The organism is Mesorhizobium sp. M0848 (assembly GCF_040319805.1).
In the GTDB taxonomy this organism is placed as follows: Bacteria; Pseudomonadota; Alphaproteobacteria; order Rhizobiales; family Rhizobiaceae; genus Mesorhizobium.
This window is the reverse complement of sequence record NZ_JAMYOM010000002.1, coordinates 354,534-369,984: the sequence shown is the minus strand read 5'-3', so window position 1 is coordinate 369,984 and position 15,451 is coordinate 354,534. Positions and strand designations below refer to the sequence as shown.

18 protein-coding genes are annotated in these 15,451 nt (G+C 62.4%); 11 read left to right on the top strand and 7 right to left on the bottom strand.

Features of this window, described 5'->3' with window-relative positions; translation table 11 throughout:
• Window positions 1-9: 9 nt before the first annotated feature.
• The gene (locus NKH95_RS03695; RefSeq protein ID WP_023808584.1) at window positions 10-393 is read left to right on the top strand and encodes a WapI family immunity protein; all 384 of its coding nucleotides are present in this window, start codon (window positions 10-12) and stop codon (window positions 391-393) included.
• 8 nt (window positions 394-401) lie between these two features.
• On the opposite strand, the gene NKH95_RS03690 is transcribed toward NKH95_RS03695, so the two are convergent.
• A complete protein-coding gene (locus tag NKH95_RS03690; RefSeq protein WP_023808585.1) occupies window positions 402-1,535 on the bottom strand; it encodes a site-specific DNA-methyltransferase in 1,134 nt (377 codons plus the stop codon).
• Between the two features lie 176 nt (window positions 1,536-1,711).
• On the opposite strand from NKH95_RS03690, the gene NKH95_RS03685 reads away from it, so the two are divergent.
• The 3 genes from NKH95_RS03685 (at window position 1,712) to NKH95_RS03675 (ending at window position 3,071) form a co-directional block, all read left to right on the top strand.
• Window positions 1,712-2,398, top strand: coding sequence for an HAD family hydrolase (locus NKH95_RS03685; protein ID WP_352891096.1), 687 nt, complete (start codon window positions 1,712-1,714; stop codon window positions 2,396-2,398).
• A gap of 146 nt (window positions 2,399-2,544) precedes the next feature.
• Window positions 2,545-2,781 (top strand): transcriptional regulator, encoded by a 237-nt coding sequence (locus NKH95_RS03680; RefSeq protein ID WP_023808587.1) that lies wholly within the window; start codon window positions 2,545-2,547, stop codon window positions 2,779-2,781.
• On the top strand, window positions 2,781-3,071 hold the full coding sequence (locus tag NKH95_RS03675; protein ID WP_023808588.1) for a type II toxin-antitoxin system RelE/ParE family toxin: 291 nt from the start codon (window positions 2,781-2,783) through the stop codon (window positions 3,069-3,071). Before NKH95_RS03680 ends, NKH95_RS03675 begins: the two co-directional genes overlap by 1 nt.
• Window positions 3,072-3,096: 25 nt before the next feature.
• Here the strand turns inward: NKH95_RS03675 and NKH95_RS03670 are convergent, their stop codons facing one another.
• Entirely contained in the window at window positions 3,097-3,828 is a 732-nt protein-coding gene (locus NKH95_RS03670) for a hypothetical protein (protein WP_352891095.1), read from the bottom strand.
• 128 nt (window positions 3,829-3,956) lie between these two features.
• Here NKH95_RS03670 and thrC point away from each other — a divergent pair, with 128 nt between their 5' ends.
• From thrC to NKH95_RS03650, 4 genes are read left to right on the top strand one after another with little or no spacing between them, the layout of a single operon-like run.
• On the top strand, window positions 3,957-5,354 hold the full coding sequence (gene thrC, locus NKH95_RS03665; RefSeq protein ID WP_023808590.1) for a threonine synthase: 1,398 nt from the start codon (window positions 3,957-3,959) through the stop codon (window positions 5,352-5,354).
• A 14-nt stretch (window positions 5,355-5,368) separates the two neighbouring features.
• Window positions 5,369-6,661, top strand: a complete 1,293-nt coding sequence (locus NKH95_RS03660; RefSeq protein WP_352891094.1) for a M16 family metallopeptidase — start codon at window positions 5,369-5,371, stop codon at window positions 6,659-6,661.
• A gap of 15 nt (window positions 6,662-6,676) precedes the next feature.
• A complete protein-coding gene (locus NKH95_RS03655; RefSeq protein ID WP_352891093.1) occupies window positions 6,677-7,273 on the top strand; it encodes a GNAT family N-acetyltransferase in 597 nt (198 codons plus the stop codon).
• Between the two features lie 3 nt (window positions 7,274-7,276).
• The gene (locus tag NKH95_RS03650) at window positions 7,277-10,165 is read left to right on the top strand and encodes an EAL domain-containing protein (RefSeq protein WP_352795246.1); all 2,889 of its coding nucleotides are present in this window, start codon (window positions 7,277-7,279) and stop codon (window positions 10,163-10,165) included.
• Window positions 10,166-10,463: 298 nt separating this feature from the next.
• Here NKH95_RS03650 and NKH95_RS03645 read toward each other — a convergent pair whose 3' ends face one another.
• Window positions 10,464-11,072 carry a YqgE/AlgH family protein gene (locus NKH95_RS03645; RefSeq protein WP_023808594.1) on the bottom strand — a complete coding sequence of 203 codons (609 nt, stop codon included), beginning with the start codon at window positions 11,070-11,072 and terminating at the stop codon, window positions 10,464-10,466.
• 170 nt (window positions 11,073-11,242) lie between these two features.
• Here NKH95_RS03645 and NKH95_RS03640 point away from each other — a divergent pair, with 170 nt between their 5' ends.
• The 3 genes from NKH95_RS03640 (at window position 11,243) to NKH95_RS03630 (ending at window position 13,179) form a co-directional block, all read left to right on the top strand.
• Window positions 11,243-12,049: a protein-disulfide reductase DsbD domain-containing protein gene (locus NKH95_RS03640; RefSeq protein ID WP_352891092.1), complete on the top strand. Its 807-nt coding sequence runs from the start codon at window positions 11,243-11,245 to the stop codon at window positions 12,047-12,049.
• A gap of 85 nt (window positions 12,050-12,134) precedes the next feature.
• A complete protein-coding gene (locus NKH95_RS03635) occupies window positions 12,135-12,611 on the top strand; it encodes a peroxiredoxin (RefSeq protein WP_352891091.1) in 477 nt (158 codons plus the stop codon).
• Window positions 12,612-12,702: 91 nt separating this feature from the next.
• Window positions 12,703-13,179: a DUF2938 domain-containing protein gene (locus tag NKH95_RS03630; protein WP_128302496.1), complete on the top strand. Its 477-nt coding sequence runs from the start codon at window positions 12,703-12,705 to the stop codon at window positions 13,177-13,179.
• 8 nt (window positions 13,180-13,187) lie between these two features.
• Here NKH95_RS03630 and NKH95_RS03625 read toward each other — a convergent pair whose 3' ends face one another.
• The 4 genes from NKH95_RS03625 to NKH95_RS03610 all read right to left on the bottom strand — a co-directional run bounded on the left by NKH95_RS03625 (window position 13,188) and on the right by NKH95_RS03610 (window position 15,450).
• Window positions 13,188-13,499: a type II toxin-antitoxin system RelE/ParE family toxin gene (locus NKH95_RS03625; RefSeq protein WP_352891090.1), complete on the bottom strand. Its 312-nt coding sequence runs from the start codon at window positions 13,497-13,499 to the stop codon at window positions 13,188-13,190.
• Window positions 13,489-13,770: a ribbon-helix-helix domain-containing protein gene (locus NKH95_RS03620; protein ID WP_127290846.1), complete on the bottom strand. Its 282-nt coding sequence runs from the start codon at window positions 13,768-13,770 to the stop codon at window positions 13,489-13,491. The genes NKH95_RS03625 and NKH95_RS03620 overlap by 11 nt, the downstream gene beginning before the upstream one ends.
• Before the next feature lie 176 nt (window positions 13,771-13,946).
• Entirely contained in the window at window positions 13,947-14,477 is a 531-nt protein-coding gene (gene rnhA / locus NKH95_RS03615; protein WP_128302494.1) for a ribonuclease HI, read from the bottom strand.
• Between the two features lie 10 nt (window positions 14,478-14,487).
• Complete coding sequence (locus tag NKH95_RS03610; RefSeq protein WP_023808603.1) at window positions 14,488-15,450, bottom strand: homoserine kinase; 963 nt, start codon at window positions 15,448-15,450, stop codon at window positions 14,488-14,490.
• Window position 15,451 lies beyond the last annotated feature (1 nt).

Below are 15,451 nucleotides of genomic sequence, written 5' to 3'. Positions count from 1 at the left end.
AGACCGGCAATGGGCAAGCTCGTTCTGACCTTCAACCCGGAATGGTCAATACTTGACGCCAGTGTCGAGCATGGCCACTTTCGAGGACGTGGCGATGCCTATTTCCCGACCGACGAGGTAAGCGAATTTATTGTGTCATTGCAGGCCTATCCGCTTAAACGCGCGGATCTGGTCCTGAGATCGCCCGGCCTGATAAGCATCTCGGTTTTCCCGGCGGATGGCGTCGGTCACCTGTTCGTCCGGATCGAGGTCGCGGAGGAGATCGAAGCCCGTGACTTCGCGCGTGTGCGACTCCGGACGGACTATTCGCGTCTGTCGCGTTTTGCCAGTCAGCTCTCACTGATGGCGAAAGGCGAGGTCAGCGAAATCATCCTGGAGGAAGACAAGGCCTGAGCTGCCGATCAGGCCCCTGCCCGCTCCATGCCGAGCCGCGCGATGCGGCGAAGCTCGTCGATCGGGGTCAGGCCACCGCTGCGCTCATAATGCCAGAAGGTCCAGCCGTTGCAGGCGTCCAGCCCCTGCACTTCGGCACCGATCTTGTGGATCGAGCCGGCGCTGTCGCCGATCGCCACCGTGCCGTCGGCGCGCACCTTGGCCGCCCAGCGCTTCTTGGCATCGTAGAGCGTCGCGCCCGGCATCATCAGGCCGGTGTCGATCAGGCTGACAAAGGCGACGCGCGGCTCGGCGCGCTTGCCCGTGAGAACGGTCAAGTCGGCCTCTTCCAGCGGCCGCACCGCGTCGATGCGCTCGTTGGCGGCGTCGATATAGGCCTGCTCGCGTTCGATGCCGACGAAATGGCGGCCGAGACGCTTGGCCACCGCGCCCGTGGTGCCTGAGCCGAAGAAGGGATCGAGCACGATGTCGCCCGGTTTGGTCGAGGCCATCATGATGCGGGCAAGCAGCGCTTCCGGTTTCTGCGTCGGATGCAGCTTGTCGCCATTGTCGTTCTTCAGCCGCTCGCCGCCGGTGCAGATCGGAAACAGCCAGTCGGAGCGCATCTGGATGTCGTCGTTGGACGCCTTCATCGCTTCGTAGTTGAAGGTATAGCCCTTGCCCTTCTGATCGCGCGTAGCCCAGATCATCGTCTCATGCGCGTTCTGGAAGCGGCGGCCACGGAAATTTGGCATCGGGTTGGTCTTGCGCCAGACGACGTCGTTAAGGATCCAGAAGCCGAGATCCTGCATCTTGGCGCCGACCCGGAAGATGTTGTGATAGGAGCCGATGACCCAGATGGTGCCGTTGGGCTTCAGCACCCGGCGCGCCGCCAGCAGCCAGGCACGCGTGAAAGCGTCATAGGCCTCGAAACTCTCGAACTGGTCCCAGTCGTCGTCGACGGCGTCGACCTTCGACTGATCGGGGCGGTGCAGGTCGCCGTCGAGCTGCAGATTGTAGGGCGGATCGGCGAAGATGACGTCGATCGATTTTTCGGGCAACCGGTCGAGCGCGGCGACGCAGTCGCCCTTGAGGATCGTGTCCAGCCATTCGGATTGCTGGGGAGCGTGGGATAGCTCGTCGAGAAGACGCACGGCAGACATTCTGACACCCAAGGCACGCGTTACTGTTTACTCTCCGTTATGGTTACCGATCAGCGTAAATATTCCGTGAAGGCCAAGGGACGGGTGTGGCGAATTTGCGAAGGCGGCCCTGTTGGTGTATGCCGCGCCGCCTGAGCCTTCCGAGGCCACTTCGCCCTCCTATTGTCCGGATCACCATGCCCCAGCCAGACCTTGTCATCTTCGATTGCGACGGCGTGCTCGTCGATTCCGAGATCATCGCCGCCCGCGTCGACGCCGAGCTTTTGACCTTGGCAGGATACGAGATATCGGCTGAGGAGATTTCGGAGAGCTATGCCGGCCTGACCTTCAAGGACATCATGCTGCGGGTCGAGGAAAAGTCCCGCATCCCCTTCCAGGCCTCTCTGATCGACAGGGAGGAACAATTGGTCGACCGCAAACTGCGCAGCGACGTCCGCGCCATCGATGGCGTGCGCGAGGCCGTTGCCACGGTAAGCGTGCCGCGCTGCGTCTGCTCGAATTCACGCTCCGAGCGGATCGAATTCATGCTGGAAAAGGTGCATCTTCTGCCGTTTTTCACCGACCGGATTTTTTCGGCGATGGAAACACCGACCGGGAAAACGAAACCGGCGCCGGACGTGTTCCTGTTCGCGGCGGAGAAACTCAGCGCCAACCCCACGAACACTTTCGTTATCGAGGATTCCGTGCACGGCGTTCACGGCGCAAGGGCGGCGGGCATGCGGGTGATCGGCTTCACCGGAGCCGCCCACAGCTATCCCGGCCATGCCGACGCGCTCACCGAGGCCGGCGCCGAAACGGTGATCCGCCGCTGGGCAGAGTTGAAAAGCGTAATCGCGGCGCTGTCGGAGTGGTCGGACGCCTGAGGGCGATTGAATTTCGCCCTCGTGGCGGGACTTTTCTCGCCCGGTCGGTCTACCGTTCTCGTGCTTCAGAGTGGTAGGAGGCGATACTGCAATTTTGGGAGCTGGTTTTCATTTCAAAACCCTGATGGCTATGCGATGATTGCGTCATGACGATTGAGCTTGAAATCACGCCAGAGTTACAGGCCCGCATCGATGCTATCGCGGCGCGGTCCAGCCTGTCCGCGTCGGAAGTCGTTGCGGACGCGCTTGAGAACGGCCACTCCCTTGAGTGGCAGGAGCGGTTTTTAGACAAGGTGAACGCAGGAATTGAAGCGGCCGACCGTGGTGAATTTGCCAGCCGTGCCGATATCGAGCGGGTGTTGAACAAGTACCGCCCCACCTGATGCAGGTTTCATGGACGAGCGCCGCTCTCGACGACCTCGACCAGATTCAGGATTTTATCGCGCAGGACAGTCCCGTTGCGGCGTATCGGCTAACAGCCGATCTGATTGGTCGCACCGACGAACTCTTGGCGTCAAATCCCATGGTCGGACGCAAGGGACGAGCGGGCGGAACCCGCGAGCTTGTGATAGCGCGGACATCCTATATCGTTGTTTATCGGGTGCGCGGCAGTGACGTTGAAATCATCGCCGTTGTCCATGGGGCCAGAGAATGGCCGGAGAGCCTCACATAGCCCGCCCATGTCTTGTGTTCGCCGCTTAGTTCGTCGCGGCGGCTCTCTTCCTCTGCTTCTTCTTCGGCTTGTCGGCCGTTGCCTGATGCGCGGTTTCGTCATAGCCGGCAAAGGCCTGATAGTCCTGCGCCGTCGGCTCGGGCACGACAATATTGGAATCGGTGAAGACGAACTGCGTGGCGACCGAAGGATCGGTGACCTGGACCTGATACTGGTGGAGCTGCGAATAGAGGACCTCGGTGCCATGCATCACAGCCGTGCGGATGGGCATGGTGATGGTGCCTGGAGAAAACTTCGGTCCGGGGACAATCTTGCCGGCGACCGCGATCTTCATCGTCAACTGGCCGTTGGCACGGCTGCAGTCGCGTGTCACGTCGCTGACCGATGCCTGGTAGATGATGTTGGCCGATTCGTCGGGCGGAGTTGCAGCAGCGGCGTCAGCCTCGGCCTGGGCCGCGGCATCCTGCGCGGCGTCGCCGGTCTTCTTGATCCTGGGCTTGGGCTTCTGAGCTTCCTTGGAATAGGTGTTGAAGAAAGCCGTGCCGTCCCGCACCGTCACCCTGGGACAATAGGCCTGCAACTGGCTGGCCAGTATCTTGGGATCCTGGGGCGGCGGTGGCGCCGTCGGGTCCTCCTTCTTGCCTATGCCGAGGTTCAGGATGCCATTGTCGCCCGATTGGCAGCCGGCGGCGGCAAGCATAAAGCCGGTGAGCGCAAGACCCGCCAAAAAGCGACCACTGAATGTACGAAACGCCATGAAACTGCACTTCCCTCTCGCAAAGCTGGTGACGTATATCAACCGCGCGGCAAAAATGCGACTGAGCCAGCGCAGAAATTAACCACCTTGCGGTGGATGGAAAAGCCAAGCAGTAACGGAATTGTGACATGCATTATGTGAGTACCCGCGGGGAAGCCCCCGTTCTTGGATTTTCCGACGCCGTGCTGGCCGGGCTGGCGCGCGACGGCGGGCTCTACGTGCCGCGCGAGTGGCCACAGTTTTCCGCCGCCGAGATCCGCGCCATGCGCGGCCTTGCCTATCCCGAACTTGCCATCCGCGTGCTGTCGCCGTTCCTTGGCGACGAGATCCCGGCCTCCGTTTTCGAGCGGCTGGTGCGCGAAGCCTATGCCACCTTCCGCCACGAGGCCGTCTGCCCGCTGGTGCAGACCGGCCCCAACACCTTCATCCTGGAACTCTTCCACGGGCCGACGCTCGCCTTCAAGGACGTGGCGATGCAGCTTCTGGCCCGGCTGATGGACCATGTGCTTGCCGAACGCGACCAGCACGCCACCATCGTCGGCGCCACCTCGGGCGATACCGGCGGGGCGGCCATCGATGCCTTTGCCGGTCGCAGCCGGACCGACATCTTCATCCTTTTCCCGCACGGCCGCGTCTCGCCGGTGCAGCAGCGGCAGATGACGACGTCGACGGCTGCAAACGTCCATGCGCTGGCGATCGAAGGCAATTTCGACGATTGCCAGGGCCTGCTCAAGGACATGTTCAACGATCACGGATTTCGCGACCGGGTGGCGCTTTCGGGCGTCAACTCGATCAACTGGGCCCGGATCATGGCCCAGATCGTCTATTATTTCTCCTCGGCGCTGTCGCTTGGCGCGCCGGACAGGCCGGTCTCCTTCACCGTGCCGACCGGCAATTTCGGCGATATCTTCGCCGGCTACGCGGCCAAGAAGATGGGCTTGCCGATCGAGCGGCTGGTCATCGCCACCAACGACAATGACATCCTGGCGCGGACCTTCGCGACAGGGGAATATCGCACCAAGGGTGTCTTTGCGACCACGTCGCCGTCGATGGATATCCAGGTGTCGTCCAATTTCGAACGCCTGCTGTTCGAGGCCTCCGGCCGTGACGCGGCGACCGTGCGGCGCTACATGGACGGTCTGAAGCAGTCCGGCGCTTTCACCATCGAACCCCAGCAAATCGCCGGGATGCGGTCGGAATTCGACGCCGGCCGGGCTGATATGGACGAGGTCGCCGCCACCATCCGCTCGACGCTCGCGGCCAGCAACTATCTGCTCGATCCGCACACCGCGGCAGCTGTGCATGTCGCTGCGGGCAAGGCGTCAGGCGCCGTGCCGATGGTGGTGCTGGGTACCGCACACCCGGCAAAATTCCCGGCCGCCGTCGAAGCCGCCAGCGGCGTGTCGCCCGCACTGCCCGCATGGCTAGGTGGGTTGATGACATCGGAGGAAAAATACACGGTACTTCCCTCCGACCTGAAAATGGTGGAAGATTATGTCGGCCGCCGCGCGCGGGCGGCGCGTTAAGGAGTACTAGCCATATGGGTGTTGAGGTAAGCCGTCTGTCGAACGGCCTGACAGTCGCCACCGAAACCCTTCAAAGCATCGAATCGGTTGCCCTTGGTGCCTGGGTCAAGTCGGGTGCCCGCAATGAACGTGAGGACGAGCATGGCATGGCCCATCTGCTCGAGCACATGGCGTTCAAGGGCACGAAAAGGCGGAGCGCCTTCGAAATCGCCTCGGAAATCGAGGACGTCGGCGGCGAGATCAACGCCGCCACCAGCGTCGAAACCACTTCCTACTATGCCAGGGTGCTCTCCGACGACGTGCCGCTGGCCGTCGACATTCTTGCCGACATCCTGCAGGAGTCCGAATTCGACCCGCAGGAACTCGAACGCGAACAGCATGTGATCCTGCAGGAGATCGGCGCCGCGCACGACACGCCCGACGACATCGTCTTCGACCGTTTCACCGAGACGGCGTTTCGCCACCAGACCATCGGCCGCTCCATTCTCGGCACGCCCGAAACGGTCAAATCCTTCACCTCCAAGCAACTCCACGACTTCATCGAGCGGCAATATGGCGCCGAGCGCATGGTGATCGTCGCCGCCGGCGACATCAAGCACGACAATTTCGTGCGCGAGGTCGAAAAGCAACTCGGCGGCTTCCGCAGCAAGGCCGACAGCACCATCCCGCAATATGCGCAATATGTCGGCGGCGACTTCCGTGAGGACCGCAACCTGATGGACGCGCAGATCGTGCTGGGGTTCGAAGGCCGGGCCTATCATGTGCGCGACTTCTATGCCTCGCAGGTGCTGTCGATGATCCTCGGCGGTGGCATGTCGTCGCGCCTGTTCCAGGAGGTCCGCGAGAAGCGCGGCCTGTGTTATTCCGTCTATGCTTTCCATTGGGGCTTTTCCGACACCGGCGTCTTCGGCGTCCATGCCGCAACCGGCCAAAGCGACATCGCCGAACTGGTGCCTGTCATCATCGACGAACTGCAGAAGGCCGGCGAGAAAATCCTGCAGGAAGAACTCGACCGGGCGCGCGCCCAATATCGCGCCGGACTGATCATGTCCGCCGAAAGCCCGGCCAGCCGCGCTTCGCAGATCGCACGGCAGCTGCTTCTGTTCGGCCGGCCGATCGCCAAGGAGGAACTGATGGAACGGCTGTCGGCGCTGACGGTCGAGCGGCTGACCGATCTATCGTCGCGCTTGTTCTCGACCAAGCCGACGCTTACCGCTGTCGGGCCTGTGGGCACACTGGCGCCATACGAGGCGATCCTCGAATCGCTCGCAGGCACGCAGACCACGGCCCGTAAGCTCGCCGTCTAAGCCCCTCGAAGCGTCGTGTTCGCGCTCCCTTTCTTTCGCCGCGACCTGCCGGCGCTGAAAGGCGACCGCGTCACGCTGCGCGTGCCGTTCACCAACGACTTCCGCGAGTGGGCGGCGGTGCGCTGCGAAAGCCGCGCCTTCCTCGAACCCTGGGAGCCACGCTGGACTCCCGATGAACTCGACCGCAACGCATGGCGGCTGCGCATCAGCCGCTATCGCGAAGATTATGCGCAGGGAACCGCGATCGCCTTCTTCATCTTCGAGAGGAGCAGCGGCAAGCTGGCGGGCGGCATCACGCTGGGCAACATACGCCATGGCGTCTCGCAAAGCGGCCATGTCGGCTACTGGATCGGCGAGCGCTTCGGCGGCCGCGGCCTGATGACCGACGCGGTCAAGGTGGTGACCCGCTTCGCCTTCGATACGCTGAGGTTGCACCGGATTGAAGCGGCCTGTATTCCCGACAACATCAGGTCGATCCGCGTGCTTGAAAAAGCCGGATTTCGGCGCGAAGGACTGCTGCGATCCTATCTCAGGATCAACGGCATCTGGCAGGACCACTACCTCTACGCCCGGATCGCGGACGATCCGCCGGGCGTTGGAACGAAGGACTGATTTTTGACGAATTTCCTGCGAAACGGGTCGCTGTTCGCCTTTGTCCTCGCGACACTCCTGACGCTGTGGGCGGCATCGTCGGCCTTTGCCGTCGAACCGATCAAGATTGCCCGGGACGACGTCGCGCTCGACCTTTCCGGCGCCGTCGAGATCTACCGGAACCAAGGCGAGAATTTCCAGGTGTCGACCGCGCCGGGTCCGGACGGCATCGTGCGACGCATCGAGGTCGAGGCCAATGATGCCCGTTCCACCGGCGACTGGGCTGTTTTCGCGCTCGCCAACACCACCGACCAGCAACTCGACCGGCTGATCGTCGCACCGCATTTCCGCCTGGTGAATTCCGGCATCTTCTGGCCGGATCTCGGCTCGACCCGCATCGCCGCCATCACGCCCAGCGAAGGCTTCGCGCTCGATCGCCAGACCAGCCCCGACGCCGACGTTTTCCGGGTGACGCTGAACCCCGGCACGGTGATTACCTTCATCGCCGAACTGGCCTCGCCGAAGCTGCCGCAGGTCTACCTCTGGGATCCGGAATCCTACAAGGACTCGGTCAATTCCTACACGCTGTTTCGCGGCATCGTCATCGGCATCGCGGGCCTGCTGGCGCTGTTCCTGACCATCCTTTTCGTGGTCAAGGGAACCTCGATGTTCCCGGCAACCGCGGCACTTGCCTGGGCGGTGCTGGCCTATATCTGCGTCGATTTCGGCTTCCTCAACAAGATCATCGAGATATCGCCCGGCAACGAGCAGATGTGGCGAGCGGGAACGGAGGTGGCGCTGGCGGGAACCTTCGTGGTGTTCCTGTTCGCCTATCTCAACCTCAACCGATGGCACGGCCATTTCAGTTATGGCGCGCTGGTCTGGATCCTCGGACTGGTGCTGATCGCCGGCGTCGCCATTGTCGATCCGGCGGTCGCCGCCGGCATTGCCAGGCTGTCCTTCGCCGCCACCGCACTGACCGGGCTTGGCCTGATCATCTTCCTCGGCATACGCGGCTACGACCGTGCCATCATGCTGGTGCCCAGTTGGGTCATGGTGCTGTTGTGGCTATGCGGATCGTGGATGGCGATCACCGGCATGCTCGACAACGACATTGCCCAGCCGGCCCTGGGCGGCGGGCTGATCCTGATCATCCTTCTGATCGGCTTCACCGTCATGCAGCATGCTTTTGCCGGCGGCGCGCTGCATCAGGGCCTGTTCTCCGACCTCGAGCGGCAGGCGCTGGCGGTCGCCGGTTCGGGCGACACGGTATGGGATTGGGACGTGCTGCGCGACCGCGTCGTCACCAAGCCCGATGTCAGCATCCAGCTCGGCCTGGCGCCGAACAGCCTTGGCGGCGCGGCGCGCAACTGGCTGCCGGTGCTGCATGCCGACGACCGCGACACGTTCCGCACGACGCTCGACGTCGTGCTCGAACACCGGCGCGGCCGGGTGTCGCAGAATTTCCGCCTGCGCGGCGCCGACGGCCACTATCACTGGTTCTCGCTGCGCGCGCGCCCAGTCATCGGATCCGACGGCGAGGTCATCCGCTGCGTCGGTACCATGGTCGACGTGACGGAGCAGAAAAAGTCCGAGGAAAGGCTGCTGCACGATGCCGTGCACGACAACCTGACCGGCCTGCCGAACCGCGAACTTTTGATGAACCGGCTGGAAGCGATCATCTCGATCGCGCGCACCGAAGAAAAGGTGCGCCCGACCGTCTTCGTCATCGACATCGACCGTTTCAAACAGGTCAATGACGGGCTCGGCATCTCGGCCGGCGACACCATCCTTTTGACCATTGCGCGTCGCCTGCACCGGCTGCTCAAGCCGAAGGATTCGCTGTCGCGCTTTGCCGGCGATCAGTTCGCTCTGATGCTATTGTCCGAACAGGATCCGGCCCGCATCGCTGCGGTCGCTGATGCAATCAAGCATGCCATCAACAACCCGATCACCTTTGCCAAGCGCGAGATCGTGCTGACCGCGTCGATCGGACTGATCACCTGGAATTCGCCGCAGATGTCGGCCGAGGACATGGTCAAGGATGCCGAGCTTGCCATGCACCAGGCCAAGCGCTTCGGCGGCGACAGGATCGAGCCGTTCCGTCCGGCTTTCCGCACTGTCGGCACCGACAGGCTGCAGTTCGAATCCGACCTGCGCCGCGCCATCGAGCGACGCGAATTCACGCTTGCCTACCAGCCGATCGTGCGGCTCGAGGATGGCAGCGTCGCCGGCTTCGAAGCGCTGCTGCGCTGGGACCACCCGCGCCGCGGCATGATCCCGCCGGCGGATTTCATCCCGGTCGCCGAAAGCTGCGGGCTGATCGTGCAGCTCGGCCTGTTTGCCATGCAGCAGGCGGCGGAAGACCTCGCCAGCTGGCAAAAGCAGATCGGCGACGCGCCGCTGTCGGTTTCGGTCAATTTGTCCAGCCGCCAGTTGATCCGACGCGACCTGGTCAGCGACGTCCGCTCGGTCATCGCGCGGGCCAATCTGAAGCCGCGCTGCTTCCGGCTGGAGCTCACCGAATCGCTTGTCATGGACAATCCCGAGCAGACCGCCCATGTGCTGACCAAGCTGAAGCAGCTCGGCATCGGCCTGTCGCTGGACGATTTCGGCACCGGTTATTCCTCATTGGCCTATCTGACGCGTTTCCCCTTCGACACCATCAAGATCGACAAGAGCTTCGTTGACGACAACACGCCCAAGCGCGCGGTGCTGCTGAAATCGATGGTCAACATGGCGCATGAACTCGGCCTGTCCGTCGTCGCCGAGGGCATTTCGGACGAGAGCGACGCGCTGGAACTGCGCCAGATGGGCTGCGAATATGTCCAGAGCTTCATGTTCGGCGCACCAATGCCGGGCGACCAGGTGCTGAAGACGCTAAAGGAGCAGTATCCGCTGACGCAAGCGTGATGGGATTCAGGCGCGCGCCGCCCAGGCGCGGACCTCTGCGATTGGCCGAGACGCCTATCGCTTCGTCATCCTAGGGCGAAGCAAGGAGCGCAGCGACGCGGCGCAGACCCTAGGATCCATGCCGTGAGGTTAAAGCGTTGAAAACGGTTCAGATTTCTTCGCCGCTGCATCCTTCGACATAGGTCACGGAATGGATCCCAGGGTCTCCGCGACGGAGCTTCGCTCCTGCTTCGCCCTAGGATGATGAAGGTGTAGGCGGCTTCGGCTAGCCGCGAATGTTGCGCATGACTGTTCGCGATTACGCGTGTCCGGCCGCCAAGCTGAGATGCGCAAGGTCGATACCGATCGAAGCGAGGATCCGGTCGTATTTGCGCTCGATATCGGTGTCGAACAGAAGCTCGGCATTGGCCGGACAGGTCAGCCAGCCATTTTCGGCAATCTCGGTCTCCAGCTGGCCGGCGCCCCAGCCGGAATAGCCGAGCGCCATCAGCGCATGACGGGGCCCGCGGCCGGACGATATTGCGCGCAATATGTCGACGGTCGCCGTCAGGCAGATGTCGTCGGAAACGGTCAGCGACGATTCCACCCGATAGTCTCCCGAATGCAGGACGAAGCCCCGGCTGCGGTCCACGGGGCCGCCATTGCGCACGACGAAATCGCGGGCCTGCGCCGGCAAGCGGATCGCCTCCTGCTCGTTCATGATGCCCAGTTGCACGAGCAGGTCCGGAAACAGCATCTGCTGCGTCTGGTTGATGATCAGGCCCATGGCGCCTTCATCGGAATGTGCGCAGACATAGATGACCGAGCGCGTGAAACGGTCGTCCTTCATGCCGGGCATGGCAATCAGGAACTGATCGTCGAGAAAGCCGCGACTGGCGACCGTCTTCTTGTGGCGCAACAAGTCCATGAAGGGAGCGTAACGCGTTTCCAAAGCGCCGAAAAGATGCGCCGTGCTGGATTCGACCAAAGCCTGTTGCGGCGGCTCGAACATTCTTCTCCCTCGAAGTCACGCAAATATGATACCGGCAAGGCCATGAAATCATTGCGCGGCCACGAACGGACGATCAAATCACCGCCATGCGAAGCTTGAAAATCCTGCTGCTCGGCGCCGCCGTCGGATCGGCAACCGCTCTTCCCGCCGCCGCCTCTTCGTCGGCGTGGTACAACAGTGAAGGCGGCAAGGTTCGGCTGGTGACATCAGGCAAAGCCGACGATGCCGGCCGTATCCAAGGCGTTCTCGATATTGCGCTCAAGCCTGGCTGGAAGACATATTGGCGCGATCCGGGCGACGCGGGCGTGCCGCCGCAACTCGACATTTCAGCCAGCACCAACATCGCCGACGCCACTCTGTCGTTTCCGGCGCCGCAGCGCCATGACGACGGCTATGGCAAATGGGCAGGCTACAACTATCCGGTTTCTCTGCCGGTGACATTCACGCTGGCGACGCCGAACCAGCCGGCGGTGATCGATGCCGACATCTTTCTCGGCATCTGCGAAACGATCTGCATTCCGGTGCAGACGCGGCTGACCGTCGACCCCGCCTCCGATCCGGACAATGCCGAGGACGCGGCGCTGGTGAAGGCGAGTTTTACGGCACTGCCTGGGCCCGCGAGGTCCGATTTCGGCATCAATGTGCTGCCGGGCGACCACGAGACGCTGATTGTCGAGGCGAGCTTTCCCGGCGATCCGGCGGCGGCGGATTTCTTCGTTGCCGGCGAGCGGGACTACATGTTCGGCACCCCGGCCCGCAGCGAAAAGGACGGCAAGCTGATTTTCACCGTGCCGATCCTCGATCGCCCCTCGACGACGCCGACCGATGGCGGGCTTCACTATACGCTGACGAGTGCGGCAGGTGCGGTCGAAGGGGTTCTGCCTTTCCCTTGATCCAGCCCACCGCAACGGTTGCAGGAAGCCGTCGGGTTCGCTAGGCAAAGACACGTCCTTCCCCATTTTCCCAAGCGAGGAATCCATGACCATTTCCGTTGGCGACAAGCTGCCTGACGTGACCTTCAAGACGATGACCGCCGATGGCGCCAAGCCGATCACCGGGGCCGAGATCTTCCCGGGCAAGAAGGTCGTGCTATTTGGGGTTCCCGGCGCCTTCACACCGACCTGCAGCAACAACCATTTGCCGGGTTATCTCGAGAACCACGATGCCATCCTGGCGCGCGGCGTCGACACCATCGCCGTCGTTTCGGTCAATGACGTCCATGTCATGGGCGCCTGGGCGCACTTCACCGGCGGCGAGGGCAAGATCCTGTTCCTCGCCGACGGCAGTGGCGATTTCGCCAAGGCGGTGGGCCTCGATTACATCAGCAACGATATGGGCCTGCGCTCGAGGCGCTTCTCAATGATCATCGACGACGGCAAGGTCACCGCGCTCAATGTCGAGACCAAGCCCGGTGTCGACGAGTCCGGTGCGGCTCATATTCTGGGGCAGCTCTGAACTTCAGCGACAACGTCGGGCTGGACCGCAACGGTTGCCGCCGCCCGACGATCGCCCTTGTATTCCAGGGATTGCCTTTGGGGGGACCTCAATGTTTGACATGTTCTGGCGTGCTATCGCGATCGGCATCGGCGCTACGGTGGCGATGGATCTCTGGGCCATCTTCCTGCACAAGGCGTTCGGGCAGCCACGGCCGAACTGGGGGCCGGTCGGTCGCTGGGTCTGGCATCTCCGCGACAAGGTCTTTCACGATGATATCGGCGGTGCAGCGCCCTACGCGCATGAAAAGGCGCTGGGCTGGGCCTTTCACTATTTTGTCGGCATCGTCTACGGCATCATCCTGGTGGTGTTGGCCGGAGCGGGCTGGCTTGCCGCGCCGACATTCCTGCCGGCCTTCATCCTCGGCATCGTCACCGTTGGCGCCGGCTGGTTCCTGCTGGCACCCGGCATGGGCGCCGGCTGGGCCGCCTCGAAGCGGCCCAACCCGATGCTGATCCGTGCGCTGAACCTGGTGTCGCATACGGTGTTCGCGCTCGGGCTTTGGGGCACAGCGCTGCTGATTCGATAAACAGCTCGCTAGAATAAACGGTTCAGATCCCGCCGGCCGTCCACCACACGGACGATTTCAACCCACTCAACAGGGCCATCATCCGTGTCCGGGATCGTTTCGTAGAGCAGTACAAACGGCGCCTCCACCAGCATCCGTACGGAAGACCTGATATCGGGTCGCCTAACACCCATGCGTGGATGGTCTGCCAGCTGCAAGGCCCGCGCTTCTAGTTGATCATAATAGCGATCGGCCGCTCGTATGTTTTCGCTGCCTATCATCACGTAGACGTCGATGAGGTCCGCCTTGGCCGCGGGTGACCAGACCAGCCTAACGGTCATTCCGCGAGGCTTCCGCCAGCCTTCGCCGAGCTTCCTTTCGCAACGCGTCGAAATCCACAGGCTCCGGCCTCCCACTTGCCTTGCCTTCATCCCACAGGTGCCTTAGCCGGCGGATATCGTCATGCCGAAGTTCACGCTTGGCCAGCCAATCCCGCACCGCTTCACGCACAATCTCGCTTGCGGTGGCATACTCGCCCGCCTCGACAGCCTCACGCATCACAGCTGCTTGTTGCGGGGTCACAGCCACGCTCATTTTTTCTACGTTTGCCACGCCGTTTCCTTATCGCGTTTTGCTCTATGGTAGGAAATATTACTCCCATCCGTATTCTGGAGCAACTGCGACGCCACCAAAGGCCTTACGTCCGCTGGACGCTGGTCAAGGCAGCCTGTCGTCGGTCGTCAACCGTTGATAACGCGATGCGCGCCTAGCCGCGCCGCTCCGGAAATTCAATAGCTCTGGGTAGAGCGCCGCACTTTCGCGATTGCCGGTTGTTTGGCCGGCGCAGCAGGCTTTGGCGCGGCTGCAGGCTTGAACGGACCTTTCTTGAACGGTGCCATGCCTTCGCGCGCGAGTTCGTCGGCGCGCTCGTTCTCGACATGACCGTCATGGCCCTTGACCCAGTTCCAGGTGACCTTGTGGCGCTTGTTGGCCTCGTCCAGCGCCTGCCAGAGTTCACCGTTCTTCACAGGCTTCCTGTCGGCGGTCTTCCAGCCGTTCTTCTTCCAGCCGTGGATCCACTTGGAAATACCGTCCATGACGTACTTGCTGTCGGTGTGAAGGTCGACCGTGCACGGTTCCTTCAGCGCGTTCAGCGCCGAAATGGCGGCCAACAGTTCCATGCGGTTGTTGGTCGTCTCGGCTTCGCCGCCGGAAAGCTCCTTGGTGGTGCCGTTGAAGCGCAGGATCGCGCCCCAGCCGCCGGGGCCGGGATTGCCCGAACAGGCGCCGTCCGTGAATATCTCAACCTGTTTGCTCATGATACCCATATCAGGCCAATCCATATTCCGAAGACGATTTGATCGCCCGGTGGAACCGCATCCTTCTGATGTATTCGGTCGGATCGCGTTTCATCACCAGCCCGCCATCGGGAACGGTCAACCAGTCGTACAGCCGGGTCAGCATGAAGCGCAACGCCGAACCGCGCGCCAGCATCGGCAGCGCAGCCTTTTCCTGGTCGCTCAGGGGCCGGAGGCTCTGGTAGCCGGCGAGCAGCGCCTTGCCCTTGGTGAGATTGAAGGAAAAATCCTTCTCGAAGCACCAGGCGTTGAGACAGGTGGCGACATCGTAGGCGTAGAGGTCGTCGCAGGCGAAATAGAAATCGATCAGGCCGGACAGTTTTTCGCCGAGGAAGAAAACGTTGTCGGGGAAAAGATCGGCATGGATGATGCCTTGCGGCAGGTCTTTGGGCCAGTTGCGCTCGAAATCGGCAAAGTCGGCATCGACCTCGGCGGCCAGACCCGGCTCGACCTCGTCTGCGCGATCGCGCGCTGCATCCCAGAGCTTGCGCCAGCCGTCGATGGCCAGGGCATTCGGACGCGTCATCGAAAAATCGGCGCCGGCCAGATGCAATTGCGCCAGCGCCTTGCCGACCTCGGCGCAATGCGTTGCTGTGGGCCGCCGCAACGAAAGCCCTTCCAGGAAGGTGATGATGACCGCCGGCCGGCCGGCGAGCGTGCCGATGACGCTGCCGTCATGCGCGGTCACCGGCAGCGGGCAGGACACGCCCTTGTTGGCGAGATGGCCCATTAGCCCCAGGAAAAACGGCAAATCCGCCTTTTCGACGCGCTTCTCATAGAGCGTCAGGATGTAGGAGCCGCTGGAGGTGTGCAGCAGGAAGTTCGAGTTCTCGGTACCTTCGGCGATGCCCTTGTAGGACAGGAGATCGCCGACCGGATAGTGCTTCAGGAATGCGCCGAGTTCGCCTTCCGCAACGTCGGTGTAGACCGCCATG